Consider the following 24,637-nt stretch of genomic DNA (forward strand, 5'->3'; position numbering starts at 1 on the left):
AGGGCGGCAGATGAAATTTTTGTGACAAACGACATTCCGGGGCGCGCAGTTCCGTCTTTGTCTCAGAGCTTTCGTGACTGTCCGATGCCCCCTCTGCTGTTGTCTTCTGCCGGCCCCCGCCCGTGGGCGTCGTTCCTGCTGGCCACGGCGTTCGCCGTCCTGGCCGGCGCGGTGCATGCCGCGCCGCCCGAGGCCAACGCCAGCGGCGTGTTCCTCAACGCCGCCGGCGACGTGCTGACCGCGCGCCATGCGGTGGCGGACTGCCGTTCGCTGTTCGCCCTCAAGGACGCGCAGGTGGCGCAGGCCCGGGTGATCACCGAGAGCGCCGAGCTCGACGTCGCGGTGCTGCGCACCACCCTCACGCCGTACCTGCACGCCACGCTCGCGGCAAGCGGGCACGCGCCGGCCCCGGGCAGCGTGGGCGTGTTCACCGAGGCCTACGCGGTGCTGCAGCGCATGCCCGATCGCGCGGCCTTGCTCAGCAATGCCATGATCGTGCCCGGCGTGGAGGGCCTGCAGCTGCTGTCGGGCGTGCAGCCGGGCGCCAGCGGCAGCGCGGTGCTGGGCGCCGACGGCCTGTTGCTCGGCGTGGTGGTCGAGCGTGTCGCCGCCGCGCCGCATGCCTCGGGCATGGTGCTCAGCCGCGCGGCCTCGGCCGCGGGCGTGGCGGGCGGCGTGACGCGGGTGCGTGCGGTGCCGGCGGCACGCCTGCGCGACTTCCTGGACGCCCACGGCATCGCGTACACGCACAGCCGCGAACCGCAGCTCGGCCCCCAGCAGTCGCCCGCCGCGCGGGCCTCGACCCTGTCGGTCGGCGTGCTGTGCGGCTGAGCGTCCTTCTTCGACTTTTCATTGGAACTCCCATGACCTTTTCTTTCGGCAAAACCCTCGGCTGGCGCCGCCTGCGCCTGGCGCTCGGCGGGCTCGGCCTCGGGCTGTCCGCCGCCGCCGCGCCCCTGGCCGCATCGGCGCAGGCCCAGCCGCAGGTGCCGCAGCACTGGATCAGCTACGCCAACCTCGCCAGCAACCAGCTGCAGTCGTCGCTCAGCGACCCGGCCAGCGACACCGTGGTGCGGCTGCACACGTGGATGCAGGACCGCATGCTGAAAGAGGGCCAGCCCGTGCCGCCCGCGCCGGTGGTGGTGCGCGTGTGGGTCGCGGGCAGCGGCAAGGTCGAGCGCGTGGCCTTCGAGTCGCTGGGCGATGCGCAGGCCGACACCGACCTGCGCGCGCTGCTCACCGCGCAGCCGCTGGCCGAGCCGCCGCCGCGCGACATGCGCCAGCCGATGGTGCTGCAACTCACGCTCAGCTTTGTCGCGCGCACCTGACCGATCGCGGCGCCGCCCCCTGATCTGCGTGGCGCTGCTGGGCCTTGCTGCGGTGCCGCTGCACGCCGCCATGCCGTGGCCCGTGCCGGGGCTCGCGGCACTGGTGAAGGCCTTCGGGCCGGCCGTGGTCCACATCGGCGTGGAGCGGCCGTCGGTGCCGGCGCGCCGCTTCAGCGACCGCTGGCTGCTGCGCGCGCCGCCGGCCGAGGCCGACGAGAGCAGCCTGGGCAGCGGCTTCCTCGTGAGCGCCGACGGGCTCATATTGACCAACGCGCACGTGGTCGCGCACGGCACGCAGATCCGCGTGAAGCTGCCCGACCGGCGCGAGTTCCGGGCGCGGCTCATCGGCCTCGACGCACTGGCCGACGTGGCCTTGCTGAAGATCGACGCGACCGGCTTGCCCACGGTGCGCATCGGCGATCCGGCGGACGTGGAGCCCGGCGACGGCGTGGCGGCCATCGGCTCGCCCTACGGCTTCGGCAACTCGGTGACGGCCGGCATCGTCAGCGCCAAGGGGCGGCTGCTGCCGGGCGCGGAGTCGATGCAGTTCCTGCAGACCGACGTGCCGATCAACCCCGGCAACTCGGGCGGGCCGCTGTTCAACCTGCGCGGCGAGGTGATCGGCATCAACTCGCGCATCTACAGCCGCAGCGGCGGCTACCAGGGGCTGTCGTTCGCCATTCCCATCGACGCCGCCATGCGCATCAAGGACCAGCTGCTGGCCACCGGCACCGTCACGCGCGGGCGCATCGGCGTGTCCGTGCAGGAGGTGGGGCAGGCGCTGGCCGACACCTTCCGCCTGCCGCGCCCGGCCGGCGCGCTGGTGACCGACGTGGAGCCGCGCGGCGCGGCGGCGCGGGGCGGGCTGAAGACCGGCGACGTGATCCTGTCGGTGCAGGGCCGCGAGGTGGTGCAGGCGGCCGACGCGCTGGGCTTCATCGCCGAGCAGGTGCCGGGGCAGCGCGCGCGCCTCATGGTGTGGCGCGACCGCGCCGAGCACGTGGTCGAGGTGAAGGTGGAGGGCTACGACACGCCGCGCCTGCAGGGTGACGCGGCGGCAGCGGCCTCGGTGCCTTCGCGCCTGGGCTTCGCGGTGCGCCCGCTGGCGCCGGCCGAGCGGCAGTTCCTGCGTGTCGAGGGCGGGCTGCTGGTGCAGCGCGTGAACGTGGCGGCGTCGCGCGCGGGCGTGCAGCCGGGCGATGTCATCCTGGCGCTCAACGGCCAGCCGATCGACAGCGCCGAAGCCCTGGCCCAGGCGCTGGAGGGGGCCGACGGCACGGCGGCGTTGCTGGTGCAGCGCGCGGGGGCGCGGATCTTTGTGCCGATCTGCGCGCAGGCCGGGTCGCCGAAGTGCTGAGAAGGCCTCGCGCTGACCGGCCAAGTCATCCGAACGTCATGCAGCGAACCTAGCATCCGCTTCGACATGCCCCCCGGGCCGTGGCTTTCGCCGGGCGTATCGAACTCATGCGGCATGCACCTCCTTCCTTTCCTCTCGTCTCCCTGGTCGGCATCGCGCTGGTCGCCTGCATGACCGGGCCGTGGATGAGCGCCCGCGCGCAGTCCGACGCGGCGCCGCTTCGGCCGCAGGCCGCGCGCATCGCCTTCGACATCGCGGCCCAGCCGCTGGCCGCCGCGCTGGAGCAGTACGGCCGCGCGACCGGGCTGCCCGTGTTCTTCGATGCCGAACGCGTGGCCGGACGCCAAGCCGCGCCCGTGCACGGCCTGTTCGATGCGCAGGCCGCCCTCGATGCGCTGCTCGCGGGCACGGGCCTGGTCGCCGACGACGCCGGCGTGGGGGCCACGACCGCCTTCGTGCTCCGGCTCGCGCCGGCCGTGCCGGCGCCGACACGCCCGGCTGATGCGGTGCAGGCCGTGCCCGCCACCGCGCACCGCGGCTACGACGGGCTGGTGCAGACCCGCATCTGGGAAGCCCTGTGCGCCCACCCGCGCGCAGCGCCGGGCGGCTACCGCGCGGCGATGCGTTTCGTGATCGACGGCACCGGCCGCATCGCCCATGCCTTCCTGCTGCACACCAGCGGCGAGCGCGCGCGCGACGACGCCATCCTCGACACCCTGCGGCAGCTGCGCATCGACCGCGCGCCGCCGCCGGACATGGCGCAGCCGCTCACGATGCTGATCCTGCCGCGCTCTCAGACGCCCGGGCTCGAGTGCCCGGTGCGCCACTGACGCCACCGCCATGCCCGAGAACGCGCTGCCCGCGTTGCGCGACTTCCTGGTCGCGCGCTACGACGAGCTCAAGCAGCGGCTCGCGCGGCGGCTGGGCAATGCCGAGCGCGCCGGCGATGCGCTGCAGGACACCTGGCTGCGCCTGGAAAGCCGCGACGACATCGACGGCGTGCACGACCCCGCCGCCTACCTGCTGCGCGTGGCCGTCAACCTGGCCTATGACCAAGTCGCGAAGCAGGGGCGCCTGGCCACGTCCGACGAGATCGAGGCGCTGCTCGACGAAACGCCCGACCCCGCGCCGGGGCCCGCGCAGATCGCGCAGGACCGCGCGGAGCTGGCCACGCTGCGCGCGCTCATTGAGCGCCTGCCGCCACGGCGCCGGCAGGTGCTGGTGATGGTGCGCTGGCAGCACCTGCCGCAGCGCGAGGTGGCGGCGCGGCTGGGCATCTCGCTGCGCACGGTGGAGAAAGAACTCAAGGAGGCGCATGACCACATCGCCGCCCGCATGGGCCGCGCGGACCGCATGCCGCAAGGGAGGGAGCCGCATGAAAAATAAAGTGCGGTTCACCGCGTCGAGAGCCGTCTCATGGGTATGCGACATCTTTCAACGCGCACGGGTTGAAGCCCCGATGACCCCGCCCGATGCACACGCCCAGGCCTTGCGCGAAGCGCAGGCCTGGCTGCGCCGGCTGTCGTCCGGCGCGGCCACGCAGCACGACGTCGAGGGCTTTCGCCGCTGGCGCGATGGCAATCCCCTGCACCAGCCCGCGCTGGCGCAGGCCCGGCGCCTGTGGCAAGCGCTCGACCCGGCCATCGGCGGCATGCCGGCCGAGGTCCAGCGAGCTCCCATCCTGTCGGCGCGGCCGGTGGCTGCGCGCCGCGCGTTCCTCGGCGCGGCGGTGGGCGCGGCCGGCGCCGCGGGCGTGGCGGTGGTCTCTCCGCCGCTGGGCCTGTGGCCGTCGCTCGGCGAGTGGAACGCCGACTACCGCACGGCCACCGGCGAGCAGCGCGCGGTGCAGGTGGCCGAGGGCGTGGACCTGGTGCTCAACACGCAGACCAGCGTGCAGCGTCGCAGCGTCGAGGGCCGCGTCGTCGGCATCGACCTGATCGCAGGCGAGGCGGCCCTCGACCTGGTGGCCGGGCCGCAGCCCTTCGGTGTGGTGGCGGGCGCGGCCCGCAGCGAGGCGCAGGCCGGCCGCTTCGAGGTGCGCTATCTCGCGGGCCGGGGCTGCGTGACCTGCCTCGAAGGGCGCGTGCGCGTCACGCACGCGAGGGGCACGCGCGAACTGCAGGCCGGCGAGCAGGTGCTGTACGACGCGGGTTCGCTCGGGCCGGTGGCGGCTGTGGCCACCCGCGAGGCCTCGGCCTGGCGCAGCGGCGTGCTGGTGTTCCGGCAGACGCCGCTGGCGCACGTGATCGAGGAGATCAACCGCTACCGGCCGGGCCGCGTGGTGTTGTTGGCGCAGCGCCTGGCCGGGCGCGAAGTCAGCGGGCGTTTCGCCATCGCTTCGCTCGACACGGTGCTGGTGCAGATCCAGCGCTCGTACGACCTCGAGGCGCGCGCGCTGCCGGGCGGCGTGCTGCTGCTTAGCTGATGAATGTGACAGCCTGATTGGCCCTCGCGTGCGCTCAGGATTGGTCCAGAAACTTAGCGGTTTTGTTTGCGTCTGTCGGTCTGTCCAGTAAGGGGCACGGATTCCGTGCCGGTGCATTTCATTCTTTACTGGGCGTCAGATGAACACACACGAGGGACACCGCAGCCGCCGCCAGGGCGCTGCCGTGCAGGCGAGGAGCTTCCGGATTTCGCCGCTGGCACAGGCCATGGCGCTGGCACTGGCCGCCGGCGCGGCCGCCGCGCCGGCCCATGCGCAGCGCGCCTTCAGCCCGACCTGGTTCAACGCCAAGGGCGCGGCGCAGGCCACCGCCACGGCCACCGGCCTGATGCCCAACGGGTCGCCGGCGGCGCAGCTCACGAGTCCGCTCGCGCAGCAGCAGCGCGCCAGCGAGCAGCTGCAGCAGTCGATCGGCAACCTGAACCTGGCGGCACGCGGCATCGCGGCGCAGCAGGCGGCACAGGCGGCCGCGCGGCGCGCCGCGCAGAACGACCCCTCGGTGCCCGACGGCCTGGCCGATGGCGGCCTGAAAGTCGACACGAATTCGCTGACCGCGGGTTGGTCGAATGCGCGCGCACTGACCGGCGATTCGCAGCGGCAGGTCGACGGCCGCACGGTCGTCACCGTCGAGCAGACGGCTGACAAGGCCATCCTCAACTGGGAGACCTTCAACGTCGGGCGCAACACCACCGTGGCCTTCGCGCAGCGCAAGGACTGGGCGGTGCTCAACAAGGTGAACGACCCGCAGGCGCGGCCTTCGCAGATCCAGGGGCAGATCAAGGCCGACGGCACGGTGATGGTCGCCAACCGCAACGGCATCGTGTTCAGCGGCAGCAGCCAGGTCGACACGCGCAACCTCGTGGCCGCGGCGGCGCAGATCGACGACGCGCAGTTCCAGGCCCACGGCGTGTACGCCAACGGCAGCGCGCCCAACTTCAAAAACGCGCAAGGCCGCGTCGAGGTGCAGGCCGGTGCCAGACTTTCCACGCCCGCACCCGCTTCGGCCACACAGGGCGGCGGCTATGTGCTGCTGCTGGGCGCCGAGGTGCACAACGCCGGCGAGATCGCCACGCCCGGCGGGCAGACGCTGCTCGCGGCGGGCGACAGCTTCACCATCCGCAAGGGCGTGGGCACCGACGGCAACCTGGGCTCGACCACGCGCGGCAACGAAGTCGCGGTGACGCTGGACACGAACAGCCCGGCGGGCACGGTGCGCAACACCGGGCTGATCCAGGCGCCCACCGGCGACGTCACGCTGGCGGGCCGCGAGGTGCTGCAAGGCGGCGTCGTCCTGTCCAGCACGTCGGTCAACGCACGCGGCACGGTGCACCTGAACGCGACCGGCGCCACGGGCCAGGTCCGGTTCGGCGAAGGCAGCACCACGGCCATCGTGCTCGACACCGGCGGCGCGACCGCGCTCGACAGTCAGCGCGCCGGGCTCATGGCGCCGGCGGTCCAGCTGGGCACCGGCAGCATCGTGCTGGCGGGCAACGACCGCCGCGACCTGTCGCGCGTCGAAGTCGCCAGCGGCGGCACGGTCGAGTTCCAGGCCGGCTCGCTCACGCTGGCCACCGGTGGCCAGGTGGTGGTCGACGCGAAGCAGCGCAGCCTCGTGCGCGAGGGTGCGCGCATCGACGTGTCGGGCGCGGTGGGCGTGAAGCTCGCGATGGAATCCAACAACATCAAGATCAACGTGCAGGGCAACGAGCAGCGCGATGCGCCGCTCAACCGCGACAGCAAGAACCTCAACAACAACGACCTGTGGATCGACCGGCGCTCGCTGGTCTTCGTGCCCGGCGGCACCGGCGGCTACCAGGGCGAACGCTGGTACACCGGCGGCGGCCTGCTCGAGGTGGGCGGCTACCTCGGCACGCAGGCGCACGGCGTGGGCGAGTGGATGGCGCAGGGCGGCGTGGTGGGCTTCAGCGGCGGCGAGCTGGTCACGCAGCGCGGCGCGAGCATCAACATTTCGGGCGGCACGCTCGACGTGCTCACGGGCAGGCTCAACCAGAGCTGGCTCAAGGGCGCCGACGGGCGGCTCTACGAAGTCTCGAAGGCGCCGGGCGACCTGCGCTACACGGGCGTCTACAAGGGTTTCGAAGACGAACACACGCGCTGGGGCAAGAAGACGACGGGCTTCTTCTACAACCCGCTGATCGGCCCGCAGACGCGGCTGGAAAGCGGCTACACCGTGGGCCGCGATGCCGGCCTGCTCATCGTCGGCACCCAGGCCGCGGTGCTCGAAGGCGCGATCGTCGGCGAGACCTTCCAGGGCGACCGGCAGACGCAGGCGCGGCAGGCGGGGCTCGATGGCTACCAGCAGTCGACCGGCGCGGTGGCGCAGCGCGGGCAGCTCGTCGTGGGCCGCTACGACGCGTACTACGACAAGACGGGCGGTGCGATCCACCGGCGGCTCGATGCTGCGGGCATCAAGAACGTGGTGCTCGGCGACACGGCCGAAGGCATTGCGGCGGGGCTCGACCTCTCGACGGTGTTGCCCGCGGAGCGCCGCGACACGCTGGTGCTCGATGCGGCGCAGCTCAGCGGCTTTGGCCTGGGCGCGGTGCGCATCGCGGCCACCGACAGCATCGCGGTCGACAAGGCGCTGCAGGTCGGCGACGGCGGCCACCTCGTGCTGTACAGCCCGAACGTGAAGGTCAACGCCGACCTCGTCGCGCGCGGCGGCGGCATCCAGTTGGGCAACGTGCTCGAACAGGTCAGCCTCAACTACCTGAAGGACACGAGCACGCTCACCGCGCCCGACGGCGGCACGACCTCGGTGGTGCTCGCGGGCGGTGCGACGCTCGACACCCGCGGCCTGTGGACCCATCTGGTGACGAACCCGGCCGACGCGGGCGGCGTGGCCTACCGCAACGGCGGCAGCGTGTCCGTGCGCAGCACCGGCGACGTGGTGCTGGGCACCGGCAGCGCCATCGACGTGTCGTCGGGCGCGGCGCTGTTGTCGAAGGCCAAGCAGCAAGGCGGCAAGGGCGGCAGCGTCACGCTCGAGGCGGATGGCTTCAACACGGGCAGCGGCCATGTCGCGCTCGACGGCGCGGTGCTGCGCGGCCACGGCGTGGACGGCGGCGGCACGCTGACCGTGCAGACGATGCGCGTCGCCATCGGCGACATCTCGGGCACGGCGCAGGCCGACACGCTGATGCTCGACGCCGGTTTCTTCGACAAGGGCTTCAGCCGCTATGCGCTCATCGGCAACCACGGCCTCACGGTGGCCGACGGTGCGCGGATCGACGTGACGATGCCGGTGTACCGCTTCGGCGCCCACGCGCAGGACGTCGCCACCGGCAGCCGTCCGGCCGACGCGCTCGAGGTGTGGACCCCGCCGCTCTACCAGGAAGACGCCACCCAAGCCGTGCTCACGCAGCGCAAGGGCGCGAGCCTGTCGCTGCAGGCCGGCACGACGACCACGCTCGCCAAGGAGCTGCCGACGGTGCAGGCCGTGGTGGGCAAGGGCGCGGCGATCCATGTCGACCCGGGCCAGGCCATCGAGGTGCGCAGCGCCGGCCAGCTCACGGTGGACGGCACGCTGCGCGCGAACGGCGGGCGCATCGTGCTGAAGACGGTGGACATCACCGACCTTGAGGCCGACATTGCCAATGCAACGGCCCATGCCCGCTCGATCTGGATCGGCGGGCAGGCGGTGCTCGATGCGTCGGCGCACGCGGCCACCGCCACCGACACCACCGGCAAGCGCTACGGCCTGGTGCGCGACGGCGGCAGCATCGTGGTCGGCGGCGAGATCGATCCGGTCGCTGGCAAGGCCACCGCGTCGCAGAACTTCGTCGTCGTGCGTCCGGGCGCGCTGCTCGATGCCTCGGGCACGCACGCGGTGCTCGATGTGAACGGCCTCGGCGCCACCGAAGTCGCCAGCAACGGCGGCAGCATTTCGCTCGCGTCGTACAACGGGCTGCAGCTGGACGGCAGCCTGCGCGCCGTCGCGGGCGGCGAGCGCGCGGCCGGCGGCACGCTGGCCGCGGTGCTCGGCACGCCCGGTCTGCGCCTGCACCTGGACCCGCTGCAGCAGGCGGAAGACCGCGTGCGCCGGCACCGCGTGCTGGTGCTGGGTGTGGAACAAGGCGCACCGCTCGCGCCCGACACCCTGCAGGCCGGCGTCGACGACGGCGCCCTCGCATACGGTCAGGGCCGGCTGGGCACCGACACGGTCCGGCGCGGCGGCTTCGATACCCTCTCGCTGTTTGCCGGCTCCACGCTCGCCTTCGAAGACGGCGTCGACCTGCGCCTGCGGCAGGGCCTGCAGATCTATGCCGGCGGCCTTGCGCTCGCCAAGGATGCGTCCGACGACGCGCACGTGGCACTGTCGGCCGCGCACGTGCGGCTGGCCGGCACGATGCCTTCGTTCACGCGTGAAGTTCTGAGGGCGCCCATCGCCGAGGGAGGTGTGGTGCGCGTGCCGTCCGGCACCCGCCTCGATGTGGCCGGCGACCTGATCGACATCCGCGACGGCATGGGTTTCGGCGTCAACGGCAAGGTCCCCGTGCTCGACGGCGCGAGCGAAGCGCCCACGGTCGACCTGGCCGCCTTCGGCCATGTCACGCTGGCCAGCACCGGTGACCTGCGCTTTCTGCAAGGCCGGCAAGACGTCGGCGTTTCCACGAGCCTCGTCGTGCCCGGCAGCCTGACCCTGCGCGCCGCGCAGATCTACCCGGCCACGGGCGTGGTGGCGCTGGTGTCCGCGGGCCTGGCGCCGGACGGCACCTACCGGCCCGACACGGCGCTGCGCATCGAGGGCACGGGTGCGAGCCCGCAGGTGCCGTACTCGGCCTTCGGCGACCTGTCGCTGCGCGCCGGCGTCATCGAGCAGGGCGGCGTGGTGCGGGTGCCGCTCGGGCAGCTGACGCTCGGTGATGCGCTCACCACGCAGGTCAGGCTGCTGCCCGGCAGCCTCACGTCGGTGAGCGGCGAGGGGCTGGACATGCCCTATGGCGGCACGGTCGACGGCATCAACTACCTGTACGACGGCAAGCAGGTCAAGCTCACCGGCGTGGGCGCGGGCGACACCTACAAGCGCAACCAGACGATCGGCCTCACGTTCATGGGGGCCAGCGTGCAGGGCCAGGAAGGCGCCACGCTCGACCTGTCGGGCGGCGGCAACCTCCGGGGCGCGGGCTTCGTGAGCGGACGCGGCGGCTCGACCGACGCGCGCTTCAGCCCGCTGATGCAGGTCGGCGCCCGCGGCGGCTTCACGCTGCCGGGGCTCGCGACGAACCCCGTGTATGCCATCGTGCCCGGCGTGCAGCCGACGGTGGCACCCACCGGCGCGGAGAAGGGCGCGGTCGATCCGCTGGTCGGTCAGCACATCACCATCGGCGCCGGCGTGCCGGGCCTGCCCGCGGGCACCTACACGCTGATGCCCTCGACCTATGCGCTGCAGCAAGGCGCCTTCCGCGTGGAGCTGAACGGCGCGGCCGGCCTGGGCGCGCCCACCGGCACGCTGGCGATGCGCAACGGCTCGTGGCTCACGGCCGCGCAGCTGGGCGTGGGCCGCACCGGCATCGGCGACACGCTGTTCCGTCAGGCCATCGTGACTTCGGGCGAGGTGCTGCGCAGCTACTCGCAATACAACGAGATGGGCTACGGCGACTTCGTGCGCGCCGACGCGCTGCGCGTGGGGGTGCCGCGCGCCATGCTGCCGGCGGACGCGCGCAACCTGCACCTGAAGCTCGCGCCCGGTGCGGGCGCCGAGGCCTTGCGCTTCGACGGCACGGCGCGCTTCCGGGTGGGCGAGGGCGGGCGGGGCGGTTCCGTGGTGGCCACGAGCAGCGAGGAGCAGCTCGGTCTCGAGATCGTCGCGGCCGGCGCGCCGGCGACGGCGGGCTTCCAGGGCGTCACGCTCGATGCGGGCGCGCTCAGTGGCATGGGCGCGTCGCGCCTGGTCATCGGCGGGTTGCAGGGCGCCGACTATGGGCAGAGCGGCAACGTCATCCAGACCGGCGACGGCGGGCAGAGCGTGGTGCTTCGCCAGGGGGCGGTGCTGTCCGCACCCGAGGTGTTCCTGGCCGCGGTGGGCGCGACCGAGGGCACGCCGCTCAGCGTGGTGGTCGAGCAGGGCGCGCGCATCCACACCCTCGGCCGTGGCAAGGCCGCCTACGATGCCGGCGACGGCTTCGTCTACGCCGCGACCGGCCAGATGCTGATGGTCTCCAACGGCCGGGTGAGCACGCTGCCGGTGCCGCAGACCCAGGCCACCTCGGACAACCGCAGCCTGCAGATCGGCGTGTGTGCCAGCGCGTCGTGCAGCGGGCAGACCGAGCTGTATTCCGAGGGCACCATCGCCATGGTGACACCCGACCGCTTCGAGATGAACGAGGCGGTGCGCTACGGCACACGCCACCTCACGCTGGCGGTGCGCGGCATCAACGTGGGCGACAGCGCCGCGCTGGCCGCCGCCGCGCAGAACCACACGCTGCCGCCGGGACTGGCCATGAGCCAGGCCCTGCTCGACCGCCTGCTGCGCGGCGACCGGCAGTACGGCGCGCCCGCGCTCGAAACGCTGGAGTTGAGCGCCAGCGGCGGCGTCAACTTCTTCGGCACCGCGGCGCTGGACACCATCGACCCCGCCACCGGCAAGGCGACGATGGCGCAGCTGGTGCTGGCCACGCCTGCCATCTACGGCCAGGGCAGCGCGGGCGACGTGGCCACCATCCGCACCGGCCGCCTGGTGTGGCAGGGCGCGACCACGGCGCCTTCCGCCGTGGTGCGCGACGGCGCGGGCACCGGCAGCGGCACGCTGAACATCGAGGCCGAGCACATCGAGTTCGGCTACGGCCCCCACAGCCAGCCGAGCGGTCTGGAAGACGCGGGTCGCCTGGTGCTGGGCTTTGCCGACGTGAACCTCAAGGCGTCCGAGCGCGTGAGCGCCAACCACAAGGGCAGCCTCTCGGTCTACCAGTCGCAGGGCGCGTACGAAGCGGGCAAGGGCTACGCGTACAGCGGCGGCAACCTGCGCATCGTGGCGCCGCTGCTGACGGGCGAGGCGGGCTCGGTGAACCGCATCACGGCGGGCGGCACGCTGCGCGTGGCCGCACCCGCGGGCGCGCCGGCGGCGGCCACCGGCGATGCCGCGCTGGGCGCCGAGCTGAGCCTGCGCGGGCGCGAGTTGACGCTGGACACCGCCGTGGCGCTGCCCAGCGGCAAGCTCACGCTGAGCGCCGAACGCGACCTCGTGCTGACCGACCGCGCGGTGCTCGACCTGTCGGGCCGCGAGGTGGTGTTCAACGACGTGAGCAAATACAGCGCCGGCGGCGACGTGGTGCTCGAAAGCCTGCACGGCAACCTGCGGCAGGCGGCCGGCTCGGTGATCGACATCTCGGCGCAGAACAACCGCGCCGGCACGCTGAAGGCGATGGCGCTCGACGATGCCGCCGGCACGGTCGACCTGCAGGGCCGCATCCTCGGCGCGAGCAGCGGCCACTACGACGCGGGCGGCACGCGGGTGCCGTTCGCGGCGGGCAGCGTGGACGTGCGCGCGCGGCAGCTCGGCGATGCCGAGTTCGCGGCGCTCAACCAGCGGCTCAACGACGGCGGCGTGTTCGGCGCGCGCAGCTTCCAGCTGCGCCAGGGCGACCTCGCCATCGGCAACGGCCTGAAGGCCGGCGAGGTGAACGTGTCGCTCGACAACGGCAGCCTCACCGTGACCGGCACCATCGATGCCAGCGGCGAGCGCGTGGGCCGCATCAGCCTGGCCGCGAAGCACAACCTCACGCTGGCCGGCAGCGCGGTGCTCGATGCGCACGGCCGCACGCTGCGCGTGGACAGCCACGGCCAGATCATCGATTCGCCGAACCGCGCGATGGTCGAACTCACGTCGAACGACGGGCAGCTCACGCTGGCCTCGGGTGCGCGCATCGACCTGCGCCACGGCACCGACGCCAAGGTGGGCGGTGAACCGGGCCAGAACGATGGCAGGGCGCGCGGCACGCTGGAGCTCAACGCGGGCCGCACCGGCGAGACGGCAGGCGACATCCGCATCGACGCCAGCGGCAGCATCGCCATCGAGGGCGCGCGCTCCATCGCCGTGAACGGCATGTGGCGCTACGACGATGCGCGCTTCGGCACCGACGCGGCGGCCACCGGCCGGCCTTACCAGGTCATCGACCAGGCGTACCTCGACGCCAAGCACCTGCAGAGCACCGTCTTCATCGACAACGCGCTGGCCAACGGCGCGCTGATGAACGGCAAGCTCGCAGGCCTGAACAACGCGCGCTACGCCGACGCCTTCCACCTGCGCCCCGGCGTGGAGATCGTGAGCAAGACCCCCGGCGGCGACCTGGTGGTGCAGGGCGACATCGACCTGTCGGGCTACCGCTATGCGAGCGCCAACCCGCACACACCAAAGACCGGCGTGTACGGCTCGGGCGAGGTGGGCACGTTGGCCCTTCGCGCGGGCGGCAACCTCGACATCTTCGGCAGCCTCAACGACGGCTTTGCGCCGCCGCCCGCCACGCAGGACGACGGCGGCTGGCTGCTGCTGCCTGGCGTCAACCTGCTGCGCGGCGACACCGTGGTGCCGCGGGGTGGCGTGGTGCTGGCCGACGGCACGACCTTCGAGGGGGGCGCCGGCACGCTCAACTACGACCTGCCGATCAAGTCGACGGCCTTCGGGGCCGGGCAGGTGATGCCGGTGGCCAGCGTGCTGGCCAAGGCGCTCGAACTGAAGGTGGGCACGGTGCTGAGCGTCGACGTGCGCAACGCCTCGGGCGCGCTGCTGTTCGCAGCGGGCAGCATCGTGAGCGGCGCCAACGTGACGCTGCCGGTGGGCACGCGCCTGGGGGCCGGCATGCGCCTGCCGTCGGCGGCCACGCTGTCGGGCGTGGTGTGGCCCAAGGGCGTGCCGCTGCCCGGCAACGGCAAGAAGTTCGTGCTCAACGGCGCCCTCACGCTGCCGCTGGGCGCGCTGCTCCCGGCCGCGACCAACATCAAGCTGCCCGCCGGCGTGACCTCGGTGAATCTGCGTCCGGACGGTGCCGGCAGGCTGTGGGCCGCGGCGGCGATGCTGCCCGAAGGTTCGCAGTCGTGGTCGGTGCGGCTGGTGGCCGGCGCGGACCTGGGCGCGGCGGACAACCGCATCGTGCAGGTGCATCCGGCGGCGGGCCGGGGCGACCTGCGGCTGGCGGACAGCCACTACGGCATGTTCGGCAAGCTGAAGCCCGGCGGCGAGTTGTGGAGCGTGGAAGGGTCCATCAACTTCGTGGGCGACGAGAGCATGGCTGGCAAGCCCATCGATTTCGCGGACATCCAGTACCCGGAGCTTTGCGTGGACCTTCCCAGCTATTGCGTCATCGCCGCCCCGGAGTACAGCTACCTGCCGGGCAGCACGCGCTTCAGCGTGGTGCGCACCGGCGCGGCCGATCTCGACCTGCTGGCCGCCGGCAACCTGCGCATGGATTCGCTGTTCGGCGTGTACACCGCCGGCGCCTCGTCGCAGGCCACGCGGGCCGGCGACCCCTACAACCTGCCGCGCGCGGTGGGCGCCAAGGGCACGGTGCTCAACGACGCGAGCGGTGGCTACGAGAAGTTCGTCGATGGCGGCACGCAGAACCTGGCACGCGCCTGGTACCCCGCCTCCGGCGGCAACCTGACGCTGAAGGCCGGCGGCGACCTGACCGGCGACATGATGCTGGTCGCCGGGGGCAGCGGTGCGGGGCGGCCAAACCCCGCCGACAAGGGCTTCAGCAGCGGCGCCATCGGCAACTGGCTGTGGCGCCAGGGCACGGGCGACAGCTTCGGCGGCGCGCAGGACCAGCCCACGGCGTGGTGGATCAACTTCGGCTCGTATGTCGGCACGACCGGGGCGGCCGACAAGTTGCTCGGCTTCACCGGCTTCGGCACGCTGGGCGGCGGCGACCTGCGCGTGGACGTGGGCGGCAACGCGGGCCTGCAGGGACGGCGCGGCGCCAAGACAGATTCGTACGCCGACAGCCGGCGCAGCCAGGGCCTGGTGCTGGCGGTGGGCGGCACCGGCCGTGTGCTGGCCGACGGCAGCCTGAGCCTGACGGGCGGCGGCGACGTGCTCGTGCGCGTGGGCGGTGCCTTCAATCCGCTCCACAGGCCCTACGTCGAGGGTGCCGGTGGCGACACCGACGCCGGGCTCAACGGGGCGATCGTCAACCTCCGGGGCGACGTGCAGCTGCAGGCCGGCACCCTCGGCAGCCTGCCCCTGGTCTACGGCCTCACCGAACGGACGCAGTCGCCGCGCGAGACCCGCGCCTATGACCCCTACACCGCGACCCGCGGCATGGCGCAAGGCGGCATCGTGCTGGCGCCGGGCGATGCGAACTACACGCTCGCCACGCGTGGCGACCTGGTGGTCAAGGGCGTGATCGACCCCACGCGCGTGGACCTCGCCAATGCCACGCCGTTCAGCGCCAACGGCTTGGCGGGACAAGGCCAGAGCTGGTTCACCCTGTGGACGCCGCACACCGCCATTCGCCTCTTCGGGGCGGGCGGCGACCTGGTGCCGGTGACGGGCGGCGCGGGCATTCCCGTGACCGACTCGGCGTTCGTCTACCCCTCGATCCTGAGTGCGGTGGCCGCCAGCGGCAGCCTGTTCTATGGCGACGCGGCGACCTTCGACAACACCGGCACGGGCACGCCGCTGGTACTGGCACCCTCGGCCCACGGCACGCTGGAGTTCCTGGCCAGTGACTCGATCTATGCGGGAGGCAACACCGTGAGCCCGTCGGGCGCGGCCGCCTCGGCGCTGGCGACGCCGCGGCGTCCGGCGTTCCAGGGCACCACCAGCGACGGCACGGTGCTAGGCAACCTGTCGGGTGGCAACAACCTGGCCGGCGACGGCGTGCGTCCGCTGTTCGCCTTCGGCCCCAACACGGTGTCGGGTGAAGCGGTGGGCACGCAGCCGGCGCGGTTCTACGCCGTGCACGGCGACCTGGTCGGCGTGAGCAGCGGGCGCATCCTGCGCTTCGCGCCGGACGACGCGACGCGTGCCGGCCAGACCTGGTACGAGGGCGCGCAGCCGGTGTGGATGCGGGCCGGGCGCGACATCGTCGCGAGCGGCACGCCCGTCGGGCAGACCGAGGCTTCGAGCGGCGTGGCGCAGACCTACTTCGAGAGCAGCGGCAACCTGTTCGCGCACGCAAGGCCGGGCGACATCTCGGTGGTTTCGGCAGGCCGCGACATCCTGTTCAGCACCTTCAACGTGGCCGGCCCCGGCACGCTGGAGATCACGGCCGGGCGCGACATCCGCATGGAGAACAGGGCCTCGGTCAGCAGCCTCGGCGCGGTGGTGCCGGGCGACAGCCGGCCCGGTGCGGGCATCGCGATGTTGGCCGGCGTGGGCGCCCACGGGCCCGACTACGCGGGCTTTGCGCAGCGCTACCTCGATCCGGCCCACCTGATGCAGAGCGGCCAGCCGCTGGCCGACCAGGCCGGCAAGGTGGTGAAGAACTACAACCGCCAGCTCACGCTGGGCGACTGGCTGCGCGCCGAGCATGGCTACAGCGGCGACGACAACGGCGCGGCGGCCTGGATGGCGCAGCGGCAAGCCAGTCTCGACGCGGACAACGGCACGCCGCGCCGCGTGCTCGCCAACGACTACCGGCAGGCGAGCCAGCTGTACCTGGTGAACTGGCTCGAAGCCTCGCAGGGCTACAGCGGCAAGGGCGGCGCACAGGAGGCGCTGGCCTTCTTCAACGCCCTGCCGCCGGAGCAGCAGCGCAGCTACCTGCGCGCCGTGTATTTCGCCGAGCTGAAGGAGGGCGGCCGCGAATACAACGACGAGGCTGGCGTGCGCTACGGCAGCTACCTGCGCGGGCGCAACGCGATCGCGTCGCTGTTCCCGGGCACGAGCTACAGGGGCGACATCACGATGTTCGGCGCGGCCGGCATCAACACGCTGTTCGGCGGCGACATCGCGCTGCTCACGCCGGGCGGACGCCAGGTGTTCGGCATCGAGGGCGCGGCGCCCCAGGCCGTGGGCACGCTGATTCCGGGTGTCATCACGCAGGGTGCGGGCGACATTTCCCTGTACGCGCTGGGCAGCATCCTGCTGGGCCAGAGCCGGATCATGACCACCTTCGGCGGCAGCGTGCTGGGCTGGTCGGCCGAGGGCGACATCAACGCCGGTCGCGGCTCGAAGACGACGGTGGTCTACACGCCGCCCAAGCGCGTGTACGACCGTTGGGGCAACGTGGTGCTGTCGTCGGACGTGCCGAGCACGGGCGCGGGCATTGCCACGCTGAACCCGATTCCGGAGGTGCCGGCCGGCGACATCGACCTGATCGCGCCGCTGGGCACCATCGACGCGGGCGAGGCGGGCATCCGCGTGTCGGGCAACGTGAACCTGGCGGCGCTGCAGATCGTGAATGCCGACAACATGGCGGTGCAGGGCAAGAGCACGGGGCTGCCGGTGGTGGCGTCGGTGAATGTCGGTGCCCTGACCAACGCCAGCGCCGCGGCCTCGCAGGCCACGGCGGCGGCGCAGGACGTGATGCAGCGCGAGCGCGCGGCGGCGCGCCAGAGCCTGCCGTCGGTGTTCTCGGTGCGCGTGCTGGGCTTCGGCAACGAGCCCGCGTCCGGCGCGCCCGAGGCCCCCGAGGTGCGGCGCAGGCCGGCGGAGCAGGCGAGCTACGACCCGTCGGGCTTCGTCCAGATGGTGGGGCACGGTGCGCTCACCGACGCGCAGCTGACGCGCCTGAACGAGCCCGAACGGCGCGGCCTGCCGCGCGGCCGCTAGGCGGCGACGCACCATGTCGCACGCCTGCCTGCTGCCCCGCGGCGACGCCGTGGGGACCGCCCCTGCGCCACCGGACGTCCAGCAACTGCTGGTGGCGCACTACGCGCAGCTGCACCGGCGGCTGTCGCTGCACCTGGGGTGTACCGACGCCGCCACCGAAAGCCTGCACGACGCCTGGCTGCGCCTGGCCGAGGCCGCCTTCACGGGCACCTTGCACAACCCCGTGGCCTACATCTTCCGCGTGGCCTGCAATGCCGCGATGGACCGCCTGCGCGCCGAGCGTCCCTGGCAGTACGCCGGCGAGGCGGACGACACGCTCGCCCAGCTGGCCGACCACGCGCCGGGGCCCGAGCTGATCGCCGAGGCGCGCTCCGACCTGAAGGCGGTCGAGCGCGCGATGCAGGGCCTGCCGCACCGCCATCAGGACATCTTCGTGGCCTTGCGCGTGCACGAGCTGACGCGGCACGAGGTGGCGGTGCGGCACGGGCTGTCGCTGCGGCGGGTGGATTCCACGCTGCGCCAGGCGCTGCAGCGCCTGCCGACCGGTCGCCGCTCTGACATGCATGCCTGAGTCGTTGCTTTTGTATGCAATGTTTGCAAATGAAAACTAAAGGCCTATGATGAATTCATCATGGACTCCGCCCGACTCGACCTTCACGTGCCAGGTGGCTGGACGGGATGGTTCGAACTCACGCGCACCCCGAAGGGCACCTACGCCGGCATCGCGGCGTTGAGCCTGGACGGCATTCCGCGCTGCGCGCTGGTCATCACCCAGCAGCTGTCGTGGGACTCGGCCGTGGCGCGCGCGAACGTGCGCGCGGAGCACTTCGTGCGGCAGTGGTCCGAGCGCGCGCACTGACGCAGGCATCGGCTGCGCGCTCGCGCCGCGCGTGGTAGAAACCGCCACCCGTGGGCGCGGTCGTGCACCGCGCCGCGCGGCAGCGGCGTTTTTTCTCCTTCGCTCCCGTGCCCTTGCCCTCCCTCTTTTCTGTCGTTCATGCGCAACCTGTCCCCCCGGGCTGACGTGCTGCGCGCCCGGTGGTTCGCCTGGCTGCTGTGCAGCCTGGCGATGCTCGTGCTCGCCGGTTGCGCCGGCCTGCCGACCGAGGTGGTGCGCAAGCCCTCGAGTGCCATCACCGACGGCGCCGACACCGCGCTGGGCCGCCTCGTGCGTGCCGCCGCGCCGCCGGGCGAGCCGCTCAGCGGCTTTCGCCTGCTGCCGATGCCGCAGTTCTCGCTGCACGCGCGCATCGAACTGGCGCGCCGCGCGCAGCGCTCCATCGACGTGCAGTACTACCTCGTGCAGAACGACGAGACCGGCCGCTACCTGCTGCGCACGCTGCGCGACGCGGCCGACCGCGGCGTGCGCGTGCGCCTCCTGGTGGACGACCTGTACACGGCGGGCGCCGATCCGCTGTTCACCAGCTTTGCGTCGCACCCGAACGTCGAGGTGCGCCTGTTCAACCCGTTCCCGGCCGGGCGCTCGCGCTTCGGCACGCGCTGGGCGTGGTCGATCCTGGACTTCGACCGCGTGCACCGTCGCATGCACAACAAGCTGTTCGTGGTCGACAACACGATGGCGGTCATGGGCGGGCGCAACATCGCCAACGAGTACTTCCTGCGCGACGGCGGCTCCAACTTCATCGACATCGACACGCTGGTGGCCGGCGCCGTGGTGCCCCGGCTGTCCTCGCTGTTCGACATGTACTGGAACAGCCAATACGTCTATCCCATCGAATCGCTGGTGCCGCGCGGCAGCGAGTCGGCGCAGGCGCTGCGCGAGCGCTTCGACCGGCTCACCACGGGGCCCGAGACGCTGCACCCCGAAGAGCCCGAATCGACGGACCTGCTGGGCCACAACCCGCTGGCCAAGGACCTCAACGCCGGCAAGCTCGCGCTGAGCTGGGCCCGCGCCGAGGCGTACGCCGACGCGCCCGCCAAGGCGCTGGCGCCCACCGACGAAGGGCGCGGGCTGCCGGCCGACCAGGCCGCCGACAGCGTGCTCTACAACGTGCAGCGCTACCTGCGCGGCGCGCAGCACGGGGTGCTGCTGACCACGCCGTACCTGATCCCCGGGCGGGGCGGCATGGAGACGATGCAGATCGTGCGCGGCAACGGCGTGGGCTACACCATCGTCACCAACTCGCTGGCGGCCACCGACGAATCGCTGGTGCACATCGGCTACCGGCGCTACCGCGCGCAGATGCTGCGCCTGGGCGTGGAGTTGTACGAACTGAGCCCCAAGCGCGTGGAGCAGACGAAGCGCTTCGGCATCTACGGCTCGGCCAGCGGGCGGCTGCACGGCAAGTCGGCCGTGATCGACGGGCAGGTGGTGTTCGTCGGCTCGATGAATTTCGATCCGCGCTCGGCGCTGCACAACACCGAGATCGGCCTCTTCATCTTCAGCCCGCAGATCGCGCAGCAGCTGACCAGCCTGATCGGTTTCATGCGGCTGGACGGCGCCTACCAGCTGCAGCTGGGGCCGCGCGGCGGCATCGAGTGGGTGAACCCGGCGTCGGGCGACGGGGCGGACACCATCCTGCACACCGAGCCCGAGACCCATTTCTGGGCCCGCTGGCGGCTGGAGCTGCTGGCGCCCCTGGTGCCCGAAAGCCTGCTGTAACGGCTTTTACGTTTACTGCTGCAAACGGCCGTTGAGGTACGGCTCGGGATCGACGGCGGTGCCGTTCTTGCGGATCTCGAAATGCAGCTTCACGCGGTCGGATTCGCTGTTGCCCATTTCGGCGATCTTCTGGCCCTGGCGCACCACGGCGCCTTCCTTCACGAGGATGGTCTTCGCGTGGGCGTAGGCCGTGAGGAAGGTTTCGTTGTGTTTCACGATGACCATGTTGCCGTAGGAGCGCAGCTCGCCGCCCACGTACACCACGCGGCCGTCGGCCGAGGCCACGATGGGGTCGCCCAGGTTGCCCGCGATGTCCAGGCCCTTGTTGCGCACGCCGTCGAAGCGGCCCACGGTGGTGCCGGCGGCGGGGCGGATGAAGAGCGCCTGGCGCGGTGGCGGCGGCGTGGCGCCTGGAACAGGCTGCTGCGGCGGCGTGGGGCCGGGCGTGGTGCAGGCGGCAATGCCCCCAGCCACGAGGAGCGTGGCGGCGGTTCGGAAAACAAAAGTCTGAAGGTGCATGACGCTGTTGGAACGGATTCGTTGCGGAGGGTTCCGTCGAAGGCCGACACGTCGGTGTCGGCCGCTCGGACGATGCTAGCAAACTCGCATCGCCGAGCCCTTCAGCAGCCCCTCACTTGAGCGGAATCGGCGTGCCGCGATCGACCGGCACGGCCGTCACGCTGTTCTTGGGCGAGCCGTCGATCAGCAGGTCGGAGTAGGTCAGGTAGACCAGCGTGTTGCGCTTGGGATCGACCATGCGCACCACGCGCAGGCGCTTGAAGAGCACCGACAGGCGTTCGCTGTAGACCTCTTCGCGCTTGGGCAGCGGCTGCGTGATGCTCACCGGGCCGACCTGGCGGCAGGCGATGGAGGCCTCGGCCTTGTCCTCGGCCACGCCGAAGGCACCGGCGATGCCGCCGGTTCGCGCGTGCGAGACATAGCAGGTGACGCCGCTGACCTTGGGGTCGTCGTAGGCCTCGACCACGATCTTGTGGTCCGGGCCGATGAGCTTGAAGGCGGTGTCGACCTCGCCGACCATGTCGGCCTTGGCCGCCGAAGCCGCGAGGGCGAAGCCGAGGCTGGCGCCACAGAGGAGGGTGGCGCGCAGGGTCTTGAGCATGGGGAAATTTTTCAAACGATGCTGAGTTCGTGGACGCGGTCGAAGCTGCCGCGCTTGCGGTCTTCGAAGTAATGTTCGAGCGCCTGGCGCACGGTGCGAAAGGCGATCTCGTCCCAGGGAATCTCGTCCTCGGTGAACAGGCGCGCCTCGATCGTCTCGTGGCCCGGGTCGAAGCGGTCGTCGAGCAGGCGGGCGCGGTAGAACATGTGGACCTGGCCCACGCGCACCACGCTGATCACGGCGAACAGGCCCTCGATCTCGAAGTTCGCGCCGGCCTCCTCGTCGGTCTCGCGGGCCGCGCCCTCGGCGGTGGTTTCCTCGAGCTCCATGAAGCCCGCGGGCAGCGTCCACTTGCCCCAGCGCGGCTCGATGTTGCGCTTGCACAGCAGCACCTTGTCGCCCAGCACGGGGATGGTGCCCACCACGTTCAGCGGGTTCTCGTAATGGATCGTGTGGCAGGCCGGGCACACCGCGCGCTGCTTGGTGTCGCCGTCGTCCGGCACGCGGTAGACCACCGCCGTGCCGCAGTTCTTGCAATGCTTGATGGGTACGCGAAGGAGCATGAAGCGGGACCGCGCGGGCGTCAGACGATCTTGACGGTCAGCGCGGGCAGGCCTGCGACCTGGCCTACCAGCGTGTCGCCGGCCACCACGGCCGCGACGCCTTCGGGCGTGCCCGTGAAGATCAGGTCGCCGGGCTGCAGCTCCCAGGCCGCCGACAGGTGCTCGATGGTCTCGGCCACGTTCCAGATCAGCTTGCTCACGGTGCTGCGCTGGCGGTCTTCGCCGTTCACCTGCAGCGAGATCTCGGCCTGCTCGGCGTTGCCGGCCTGCGCCACGGGCACGATCGGGCCGATGGGCGCGCTCTGCTCGAAGCTCTTGCCGATGTCCCAGGGGCGGCCCTGCTTCTTCATGTCGTTCTGCAGGTCGCGGCGCGTCATGTCCAGGCCCACGGCGTAGCCGTAGATGTGCTTGTGCGCGTCGGCGGCTTTGATGTTCTTGCCGCCGGTGCCGATGGCCACCACGAGTTCGATCTCGTGGTGCAGGTTCTTCGTGAGCGTGGGGTAGGCCATGGTGCCGGTCTGGCCCGCATCGACCGTCACCAGCGCATCGGCCGGCTTCATGAAGAAGAAGGGCGGCTCGCGGCCAGTGAAACCCATTTCCTTGGCGTGATCTTCGTAGTTGCGGCCCACGCAGTAGATGCGGTGCACCGGGAAGCGTGCGGGCTGACCGGCCACCGGCACCGAAACGGTGGCCGGCGGGGCGAAAACAAACTCGGAAGCCATGGGAAGGTGTCCTTTTTCAGCGAAGCGGGAGGGGAGACCGGCAGTGTGCCAGAGGCGGCACGGGCTTGCCGGCACGCCGGACTCGGGATTTTGCGGCGGCCCACAATAGGCGCTTCCGCGCGTTTCCCCGACCCCTTTCCCGACCTCTTCTCTCCCTCGCTCCACCATGCCCATCCGACTCGGCAAAGCCGGCAAGGCCACCGCCTTCAATGAACTCGGCCGCGAACGCGACGAGGCCGGCGACCAGGACGGCGCCCTGGCCGCCTATGCGCAGGCCAGCGCCATCCATCCGTACTGGTCGGCGCCCTGGTACAACGCCGGGCTCATCCACAAGTACCGCGGCGACTGGGCCGCGTCGTTGCAGGCCAACGCCCGCGCCGTGCAGTGCGAGCCGGGCAACGAAGGCGCGCTGTGGAACCTGGGCATCGCGGCCACCGCGCTGGGTGACTGGCCCACGGCGCGGCGCGCGTGGCGCCAGTACGGCATCGGCATCCCGGACGGTGAAGGGCCGGTCGACTATTTCGTCGGCCTCACGCCCATCCGCGTGCACGGCGACGAGGCCAGCGAGGTGGTCTGGGCCGACCGCATCGACCCGGCGCGCGCCATCCTGCGCAACGTGCCGACGCCCGCCAGCGGCCACCGCTACGGCGACCTGGTGCTGCACGACGGCGCCGCCAACGGCTACCGCCGCCGCGGCGAGCGCGAGGTGCCGGTGTTCGACGCGCTCGCGCTGATCGCGCCGTCGGACCACGCGACCTACGAAGTGTTCGTCGAAGAGGTGCAGGCCGAAGCAATCGATGCGCTGGTGCGCCGCTTCGAGGAAGCGGGCCTCAGCGCCGAGAACTGGACCAGCAGCATGCAGGTGCTGTGCAAGGCCTGCTCCGAAGGCCGCCCCGACGACCAGCACAACCACGCGCCCGGCGAGCCACCCGCGGCCGAAGGGCCGTGGCACCTGGGCATCGCCGCACGCGAAGAAGCCGCGGCGCGCGGCCTGCTCGATGCGTGGCAGCAAGGCAACCCCGAAGCCCGGCTGCGCGATTTCCGCTGCGCGCTCCCGGCCACACCACGCTCCTGAGAGGGCGCTATCCTCGAGAAATCATGAAGCTGCATAACTATTTCCGCTCCTCCGCCTCGTTCCGCGTGCGCATCGCCCTGAACCTCAAGGGCCTGGACTACGACTACGTGCCCGTGCACATCGCGCGCGGCGAACACCGCACCGGCCCGTACTCGGCGATCTCGGCCGACATGCTCGTGCCGCTGCTCGAGGACGAGGGCGAGCGCTTCTCGCAGTCGATGGCCATCATCGAGTACCTGGACGAAACGCACCCCGAGCCGGCGCTGCTGCCCAGCGACCCGGTGGGCCGCGCCCATGTGCGCGCGCTGGCGCAGTCGATCGCCTGCGAAATCCACCCGCTGAACAACCTGCGCGTGCTCAAGTACCTCGTGAAGGAACTGAAGGTCGACGACGAAGCCAAGAACACCTGGTACCGCCACTGGGTGCGCGATGGCCTGCTGTCGTTCGAGCGCCAGCTCGCGCAGCACCCGGGCGGCACCTACTGCTGGGGCGACACGCCCACCATCGCCGACTGCTGCCTCGTGCCGCAGATCTTCAACGGCCGCCGCTTCGACTGCGACTTCAGCGGCCTGCCGCGCACCATGGCCGCCTTCGACGCCTGCATGAAGCTCGACGCCTTCCAGCGTGCGCAGCCCTCGCAGTCGCCCGACGCGGAACCCTGAGCCGGCACGTC

General features: G+C 71.7%; 16 protein-coding genes. 12 read left to right on the forward strand and 4 right to left on the reverse strand.

All coding sequences use genetic code 11. From position 1 onward, the window contains the following. The first annotated feature begins 84 nt into the window (after positions 1 to 84). The 10 genes from AC1RLW_RS01075 (at position 85) to AC1RLW_RS01120 (ending at position 20,484) form a co-directional block, all read left to right on the forward strand. Positions 85 to 831, forward strand: coding sequence for a S1 family peptidase (locus AC1RLW_RS01075; protein ID WP_493191978.1), 747 nt, complete (start codon positions 85 to 87; stop codon positions 829 to 831). Between the two features lie 32 nt (positions 832 to 863). Beyond that, positions 864 to 1,328 carry a YbaB/EbfC family DNA-binding protein gene (locus tag AC1RLW_RS01080; RefSeq protein WP_493191979.1) on the forward strand — a complete coding sequence of 155 codons (465 nt, stop codon included), beginning with the start codon at positions 864 to 866 and terminating at the stop codon, positions 1,326 to 1,328. A 28-nt stretch (positions 1,329 to 1,356) separates the two neighbouring features. Then, positions 1,357 to 2,685 (forward strand): trypsin-like peptidase domain-containing protein, encoded by a 1,329-nt coding sequence (locus AC1RLW_RS01085; RefSeq protein WP_307635549.1) that lies wholly within the window; start codon positions 1,357 to 1,359, stop codon positions 2,683 to 2,685. An 80-nt stretch (positions 2,686 to 2,765) separates the two neighbouring features. Beyond that, positions 2,766 to 3,515 (forward strand): TonB C-terminal domain-containing protein, encoded by a 750-nt coding sequence (locus tag AC1RLW_RS01090; protein ID WP_493191980.1) that lies wholly within the window; start codon positions 2,766 to 2,768, stop codon positions 3,513 to 3,515. Between the two features lie 10 nt (positions 3,516 to 3,525). Then, positions 3,526 to 4,071 carry an RNA polymerase sigma factor gene (locus AC1RLW_RS01095; protein WP_390343183.1) on the forward strand — a complete coding sequence of 182 codons (546 nt, stop codon included), beginning with the start codon at positions 3,526 to 3,528 and terminating at the stop codon, positions 4,069 to 4,071. Positions 4,072 to 4,144: 73 nt separating this feature from the next. Beyond that, positions 4,145 to 5,110: a FecR family protein gene (locus tag AC1RLW_RS01100; protein WP_493191981.1), complete on the forward strand. Its 966-nt coding sequence runs from the start codon at positions 4,145 to 4,147 to the stop codon at positions 5,108 to 5,110. 139 nt (positions 5,111 to 5,249) lie between these two features. Further along, entirely contained in the window at positions 5,250 to 17,861 is a 12,612-nt protein-coding gene (locus AC1RLW_RS01105) for a filamentous hemagglutinin family protein (protein ID WP_493191982.1), read from the forward strand. Between the two features lie 13 nt (positions 17,862 to 17,874). After that, positions 17,875 to 18,432 (forward strand): RNA polymerase sigma factor, encoded by a 558-nt coding sequence (locus tag AC1RLW_RS01110; RefSeq protein WP_493191983.1) that lies wholly within the window; start codon positions 17,875 to 17,877, stop codon positions 18,430 to 18,432. Between the two features lie 60 nt (positions 18,433 to 18,492). Next, entirely contained in the window at positions 18,493 to 18,720 is a 228-nt protein-coding gene (locus AC1RLW_RS01115) for a hypothetical protein (protein ID WP_070061133.1), read from the forward strand. A gap of 138 nt (positions 18,721 to 18,858) precedes the next feature. Then, the gene (locus AC1RLW_RS01120; protein ID WP_493191984.1) at positions 18,859 to 20,484 is read left to right on the forward strand and encodes a phospholipase D family protein; all 1,626 of its coding nucleotides are present in this window, start codon (positions 18,859 to 18,861) and stop codon (positions 20,482 to 20,484) included. Positions 20,485 to 20,496: 12 nt separating this feature from the next. Here AC1RLW_RS01120 and AC1RLW_RS01125 read toward each other — a convergent pair whose 3' ends face one another. The 4 genes from AC1RLW_RS01125 to AC1RLW_RS01140 all read right to left on the reverse strand — a co-directional run bounded on the left by AC1RLW_RS01125 (position 20,497) and on the right by AC1RLW_RS01140 (position 22,889). Then, a complete protein-coding gene (locus tag AC1RLW_RS01125) occupies positions 20,497 to 21,003 on the reverse strand; it encodes a murein hydrolase activator EnvC family protein (protein ID WP_062480281.1) in 507 nt (168 codons plus the stop codon). A gap of 112 nt (positions 21,004 to 21,115) precedes the next feature. Then, complete coding sequence (locus tag AC1RLW_RS01130; protein ID WP_493191985.1) at positions 21,116 to 21,604, reverse strand: CreA family protein; 489 nt, start codon at positions 21,602 to 21,604, stop codon at positions 21,116 to 21,118. Positions 21,605 to 21,615: 11 nt separating this feature from the next. Then, the gene (locus tag AC1RLW_RS01135) at positions 21,616 to 22,167 is read right to left on the reverse strand and encodes an NUDIX hydrolase (RefSeq protein ID WP_062480276.1); all 552 of its coding nucleotides are present in this window, start codon (positions 22,165 to 22,167) and stop codon (positions 21,616 to 21,618) included. 20 nt (positions 22,168 to 22,187) lie between these two features. Continuing rightward, positions 22,188 to 22,889 (reverse strand): fumarylacetoacetate hydrolase family protein, encoded by a 702-nt coding sequence (locus tag AC1RLW_RS01140; protein WP_070061132.1) that lies wholly within the window; start codon positions 22,887 to 22,889, stop codon positions 22,188 to 22,190. 166 nt (positions 22,890 to 23,055) lie between these two features. On the opposite strand from AC1RLW_RS01140, the gene AC1RLW_RS01145 reads away from it, so the two are divergent. Beyond that, positions 23,056 to 23,964, forward strand: coding sequence for a tetratricopeptide repeat protein (locus tag AC1RLW_RS01145; protein ID WP_493191986.1), 909 nt, complete (start codon positions 23,056 to 23,058; stop codon positions 23,962 to 23,964). Between the two features lie 23 nt (positions 23,965 to 23,987). Beyond that, positions 23,988 to 24,626, forward strand: coding sequence for a maleylacetoacetate isomerase (gene maiA / locus AC1RLW_RS01150; protein ID WP_062480269.1), 639 nt, complete (start codon positions 23,988 to 23,990; stop codon positions 24,624 to 24,626). The last annotated feature ends 11 nt before the right edge of the window (positions 24,627 to 24,637 follow it).

This window comes from Variovorax sp. GW822-FHT04A09 (assembly GCF_058801005.1).